General features: G+C 39.7%; 6 protein-coding genes. All 6 read right to left on the reverse strand.

All coding sequences use genetic code 11. The annotated features are described in order from the left end of the window. Positions 1-311: 311 nt before the first annotated feature. The 6 genes from ACFWE9_RS25425 to ACFWE9_RS25450 all read right to left on the reverse strand — a co-directional run bounded on the left by ACFWE9_RS25425 (position 312) and on the right by ACFWE9_RS25450 (position 6,242). Positions 312-1,448, reverse strand: a complete 1,137-nt coding sequence (locus ACFWE9_RS25425; protein WP_377359428.1) for a conserved virulence factor C family protein — start codon at positions 1,446-1,448, stop codon at positions 312-314. Between the two features lie 130 nt (positions 1,449-1,578). Continuing rightward, entirely contained in the window at positions 1,579-3,456 is a 1,878-nt protein-coding gene (locus tag ACFWE9_RS25430; protein WP_377359430.1) for an ABC-F family ATP-binding cassette domain-containing protein, read from the reverse strand. Then, positions 3,453-4,097: an HD domain-containing protein gene (locus tag ACFWE9_RS25435; RefSeq protein WP_377359432.1), complete on the reverse strand. Its 645-nt coding sequence runs from the start codon at positions 4,095-4,097 to the stop codon at positions 3,453-3,455. The genes ACFWE9_RS25430 and ACFWE9_RS25435 overlap by 4 nt, the downstream gene beginning before the upstream one ends. 53 nt (positions 4,098-4,150) lie before the next feature. Beyond that, positions 4,151-4,996 (reverse strand): DegV family protein, encoded by an 846-nt coding sequence (locus tag ACFWE9_RS25440; protein ID WP_230160265.1) that lies wholly within the window; start codon positions 4,994-4,996, stop codon positions 4,151-4,153. 149 nt (positions 4,997-5,145) lie between these two features. After that, positions 5,146-5,622 (reverse strand): glutathione peroxidase, encoded by a 477-nt coding sequence (locus ACFWE9_RS25445; RefSeq protein WP_377359434.1) that lies wholly within the window; start codon positions 5,620-5,622, stop codon positions 5,146-5,148. Positions 5,623-5,708: 86 nt separating this feature from the next. After that, complete coding sequence (locus ACFWE9_RS25450; RefSeq protein WP_377359436.1) at positions 5,709-6,242, reverse strand: hypothetical protein; 534 nt, start codon at positions 6,240-6,242, stop codon at positions 5,709-5,711. Between the last annotated feature and the right edge of the window lie 140 nt (positions 6,243-6,382).

Below are 6,382 nucleotides of genomic sequence, written 5' to 3' on the forward strand. Positions count from 1 at the left end.
ATATAATATAATTTTTAGTATACTCTAAAAATTCTAACATATTTATGTACAAATGCAACCATTCAACACGTAAAAATCCACAAATATCATTTTACTGAAATAATAGAACAGAATTCTATTCTTTAAAACTGCTATATCGCAAAGAAAATATGCGTTATTGGTGTTTTGGACGATTATCCGATGATCCAATTGAATTTTACCGAACCCCCTTTATTCAAGTTCTTCTTTCTTTCCCATCATGCAGCTGCTAAAAGTTCCACAAAAATAATAAAAGGCATGCGGGCTGAATCACCCGTATGCCTTTATTACATTCACTTATCATTCGCTTGCCTTGATTCTGTCATTTGCTTCCAAACTGAACCTTTTGCTTCTTCCCCATTTTCGATGCGATCAATGGCCATCTTGACCTGAAGGGCCACTTCAAATTCAGCATCCTGTTCCGCTCGTTTAAGATAAGGGAGGGTCGTTTCATTTCCCGCTTCGTATAAAAACATCGCAGCCCGCCATCTGACCAATTTATTTTTATCCGATAGGGCTTCCGACATTTCCCCCATCGCTTCTTCAAAGCCCAGATCTGACAAACAGTCACCAGCGGTCCGTCTTACTGCTGCACTTTTGTCTTTCAATGCTTTATACAAACTTGGAAGCACTTTTCTATCTTCGATCATCCCCAAGTAAACAACGGCAAGCCTGCGGATGGAGACCTTACTATCAGAAAGGGCCATGTCCAAAACTGAAATATCATCGACAGTTGGATCATCCATTTGATCTAACGCCTGATACCGCTTTTCCCAACTTTCGTCATTAAGCATTTCTGCCGTCAGTTTTATTTTTGGACGTTTTACGAATGTTTCCCTTTTATCTACCATTTCATTCGCAGCAGCCACTAGCTGATTAATTCGTTCTTCCGGATAAGCTGCAACCAACTCATCCGATACTTCCTTCACAATATCTTCCATATCTCCATATCTTACGCCATAATCCTTCCATTTCCGAAGCAGGACAACATTATCCTCTTCTTTTTGGGCAGCGGCAATGCCCTTTATAAAATATTCCGGTAAAGCAAAACGTTTTTCGTGTTGGCTATCACTCGCTTTAATTTGCATCGGAATACCTTTAAATTGTTGAATGGCAACCGATACTTCACCATAATGCTCATTTAAAACATTTTGCTGATTTTGTTCTTCGGTTTTTTCCCCGAACACCTGTCGAATTTGGATCAAGATATCTTTCCAATCATATTTCGCATTGCGCTCAACTGCCAAGAAGTCCGCAACATGATATACACCTTTCACTCCATCGATCGTAAATAAATCTTTAATGAGCTGAGGTGCTTGTCCAGCTTGATCCTTTTTATAATTATTGCTTTTACCTGCTAAAAGCTCTTCAGTTAGATTGATTTTCATTGTATTCGGACTTGGTGTAGGTTCTATTGATTTTATTTTCAAATTTGATTCTCTCCTTTTACAAAACGTTTCCATGTACTAGATATTATCACAATGACCTCAGATTCTCATGCAATTGAGATTGACAAAAAAAAGACTGGACCACTTTTGCTCGCTTGGTCCAGTCACTTGCCTATTCCTCTTCCAATTTTTCTGCTAAATACGTCCATCTTTCCATCAAATGCTCTGATTTATCATTTAGTTCCTTTTCTTCTTCAAGTAGCAGGCGGACTTTTTCAAAATCGCTCCCCGCAGCTGACATTTCTGCCGTGATGTCTTTCAGTCTCAGCTCGACCCGTTCCATGTTCCCCTCAATTTCTTCCCATTCCTTACTTTCCGCATAGGTTAGTTTTTTCTTTTTCTTTTCCGTGCGGTTAAGCTGAGGCTCTGGCGTTTTTACAGGTACTGTCTCCTCCGTCTTTTCTTCCAAGAACTCTGAGTAATTTCCATAATAAAAATCAATTTCCCCTTTGTTCTTGAAGACAAGAAGCTGATGGCACGTCTTATCCAGGAAATACCTATCATGTGACACGGTGATGACTACACCTGAAAACGTTTCTAAATAATCCTCCAGAACGGTTAAAGTTTGCGTATCCAGGTCATTCGTCGGTTCATCCAACAGCAGGACATTAGGTGCCGCCATCAATATGTTAAGTAGATATAGACGCCTTTTTTCTCCTCCGGACAGCTTGCGAATTGGCGTTCCATGCGATCCCATTGGAAATAAAAATCTTTCAAGCATCTGCGCTGCTGATATGAAACTGCCATCTTTAAGGGCGATTGAATCAGCTGTTTCCCGAATATACTCGATCATACGAAGATTCTCATCCATATCGACGCTTTCTTGCGTATAGTAACCTACTTTCACGGTTTGTCCTATTTCCAGATTTCCTTCATCTATAGGTTCCCGTCCTGCCAAGATATTTAATAATGTAGACTTACCACTGCCATTATTACCTACGATCCCAATTCGATCGCCTGGTTTGAAGAGAAAGGAAAAATGGTTGATGATGGACTGATCGCCGAAAGATTTAGAAACATCTTTCATTTCCAGTACCTTTTTCCCAAGACGGGCACCACTCAATTCCATTTCCAAGCTCTCGGTTTTCTGCTTATCTTTCACACCCGATTCCAATGTTTCGAAGCGTTGGATCCTGGCCTTTTGTTTTGTCGTACGAGCCTTTGCACCTTTACGTATCCAGGCCAGTTCTTTTTTGAATAGACTTTCTTTCTTCGTTCTTTCAACCGATTCGTTCTCTTCACGAATGGCCTTTGATTCTAAATAATCTGCATAGTTTCCTTTGTATTCGAAAAGCTGTGTTTGGGCGATTTCCCAGATTTTATTGGAAACCCGATCAAGAAAATATCGATCGTGGGTTACAAATAAAACGGACTTTTGATATTTCGCCAAATATTCTTCAAGCCAGGTAATGCTTTCAAAATCAAGATGATTCGTAGGCTCATCCAGAATCAGTAAATCTGGGGTCTCAATCAACGTTTTTGCCAGGGCAGCACGTTTTTTTTGGCCACCTGACAGTTCCCCCAATTTCCTTGAGTGATCAGGAAGGCCAAGCTTGGTCAGGATCGTTCTGGCATTGGCACTTGTATCCCAGGCACCAAGCGTGTCCATATCCTGTTGCTGTTTTAACAAACGATCCTGTATTGCGCTATTTTGCGGATCAACCTGTAGTTGAACGAGCGTTTTTTCATACTCCTTGATCAACGAAAAAACAGGAGTTGAACTTTCATACATATACTCCATGATTGTCAATTTCTCATCAAAATGCGGATCTTGAGATAAATAAGAAATCGTGTAATCATTCGGATGATCCTTCGTTCCCAAATCACTGTCTTCTAATCCTGCAATAATATTCAATAATGTAGATTTACCTGTGCCGTTTATACCCACGATCCCGATTTTTTCCCCTTCGGTGATCGAAAAGGATACATCTTTAAAAAGAAGCTTTTCCCCTTGGGTTTTCATTACATGTTCCATGCTAAAAACTTTCATAATCGTACATCCCATTCCTTATAAAATTCCTCTAAAAAGCTAACCATATATTCATGCCTTTCCCTTGCCATCTTCTTGGCAGTACATGTGTTGAGCATATCTTGCAGACGTAATAGTTTTTCATAAAAGTGATGAACGGAAGAGCTTTTACCAGTCCTGTATTCCTTCTTTGTCATATGTTCCCTAATGGGCAGGGAAGGATCGTACATAGGCTGTCCCTTTTTCCCGCCAAAAGCAAATGTCCTGGCTATCCCAATGGCACCAATAGCATCCAAGCGGTCCGCATCCTGAACAATTTCAGCTTCGATGGAAGAAAGCTTCGCGTGCCCCGAACTATATGAAATGGTGTTGATGATCCGTTTAATGGCCTCAACGCTATCCATGTCCAATTTTATTTCCTCAAACCACTCATCTAGCTTTTTCCACCCCGCAACGTCATCCTCGTTTAATTTATCATCCGGGATATCATGAAGCAGGGTCGCCATTTCAATGATAAACTCATTCCCTTGTTGTTCTTCTTTTGCAATATGTAAAGCCAGCTTCCGAACACGATCGATATGGAACCAATCATGACCGCTGGCATCAGAATTCAATTGGTCATATACAAACTTCTCCGTTAAATCAACCATCGTTTGTTTCATTTCATCACTCCAAGCCCATTCTATTTTACCATGGTTCTCAATTATGGTGTGATTTAATCTTCATTGAACCAACTGATTCCAATCGTCTGTTCCCCTGTATGCACCCCGATGGCACTTCCTAGTGGGGATACATGGATCAACACATCGGGAAATTCTTCGGAAATCATCTTTTTCCACCTTTGTGCTTGCTCCGATATCGCACCATATAGTACCGTGCATTCTTTCACTTTTCCAGCTTCGACTGACCTTCGAAAATCACTGAAGATCAGTTTTTCTGCTTTATTAAGATTCCGAGGCTTCGATTTAGTATGAAGCAGGCCATTTTCAATTGAAATGATGGGCTTAAAACTCAATAGGCTTCCTAAAATATACTGTGCACTCGTTAACCTGCCGCTGCGATGCAGCTGATCTAAAGAACCTATTAATACATAGGTTTCATGATTACCCGCATACAGTCTCGTTTTTACGAAAGCATCATGGATGGAATGTCCACTACCAATATAATGCATAAGCCTTTTCATGATTAATAGCATCGGAAAGGAAATGAGTAAAGTATCAAAAATATCAACGGGAATCGTAACCATTTGCGCAGCTTGCCTGCTCGCGGAAACGGTTCCGCTCAATTCACTTGAAAGATGCACGGCAATGATTCGATCATAACGTGTTTCAAGTTCTTTATATAACTCATGGAATCTGCCGACCGACGGCTGTGAAGTAGTTGCATTAACCTTTTCCTCACTCATCCTTCGGTATAACTCGTCTGGTAAAAGGTCAATACCATCTTCATATTCCTTCCCATCGATGATGACGATCATCGGAACGACGTATACATGCTCATTCAATGATAATTCTTCGTCTAAAGTCCCCGTACTGTCCGTTACCCAGGCGATTCGTTCCATGGTTTTCCCCCTTAATTGTTGTCTCCTATTATATTCAACTTCCCCACCAGCTGTCTCCTTTCGAAAGCGATTGCATGCAAATAAATATATTTCACTCACAAAAAGAGCCCAACAGAAACTATAGCTTCCGATGAACTCGAGTTCACTCTTCATAATAATTTTTTTAAATCTTCTTCCATATCCAAAGGTTTTGTTTTAGGAGCGTATCGACTGACAATCTTTCCATCACGGTCAATCAAGAACTTTGTAAAATTCCATTTTATCGATTTGGACCCCATCACTCCTGGTGCATTTTCAGTCAGATAACTGAATAAAGGATGGGCTTCCTTTCCATTTACATTCACTTTTGCAAACATCGGGAAGGTTACACCATGATTCAATTTACAGTATGAATCGATTTCTAGATCATCGCCCGGCTCCTGATTCAAAAATTGATTACAAGGAAAACCTAGTACAACTAGACCCTCCTCTTTATATTGTACATACAAGCTTTGCAAGTCATCATACTGTGGCGAAAAACCGCATTTACTAGCGGTATTCACTATAATCATCACTTTCCCTCTGTATTCCTCAAGCGAGATGGTTTCGCCATTGATTTTATTGACTTCTAATTCGTAAATGGACATGAATGATCTCTCCCTTTAGTATGATGATGTCATTTTACCGTATTTAAACGTACGTTTGCCAACTTAAATAATCATACCTTTACCTATCATCCCGAAATTCTCACTGCTTGTATGGATTGTATCAAATACTCAACCATATCTTCCAAATCTTCCATTTGCTCTTCTTTTACAAGCCTTCCAAATGAAACTTTAAATACAGAAGAATGAATGGGTTCAGATTTTTTACTGAACGTTTCGCTCGTTTTCACTGTAATGATTCTTTGATCTCCCCAAATCTTTTCCAGATCATTCAAGAATGCTTCGGCTCTCACTGCATCAAGCTTTGTTTGAAAAGAAATGAAGACATCAACCGTGCAACCGGAATGTGTTTCATTCAAATTAGAATCGAGCAGCTCCGAACTTAGATTCTGGAGTGATGCATGTATCTCGATGGCACCGCTAATCGAAATGGGCGCCATTGAATCTTTCAATTCCATTTCAATCTTATATGATCTTGACATGGTAGAAAGGTTCACTATATCATCACGGCTTATAACCAATATATCTCCTATGAAGTCACGATCATAAACTGCACCTTCCAATACTACTTTCATGTTCTCAAATGCTGTGGGATCAAACAATCTCCATACACCTCTCCAACTTCTTAAGTTTATGTATTCATATCTCCCCATTTTATCATTCTCGAGCAATTTCCTCCGTGAATTTTCAAGAAATTATTAAAATAGCTTTTCTATTTAGCAATTTTCTATATAATTAAAAT

This window comes from Peribacillus sp. NPDC060253 (assembly GCF_042727425.1).
In the GTDB taxonomy this organism is placed as follows: Bacteria; Bacillota; Bacilli; order Bacillales; family DSM-1321; genus Peribacillus.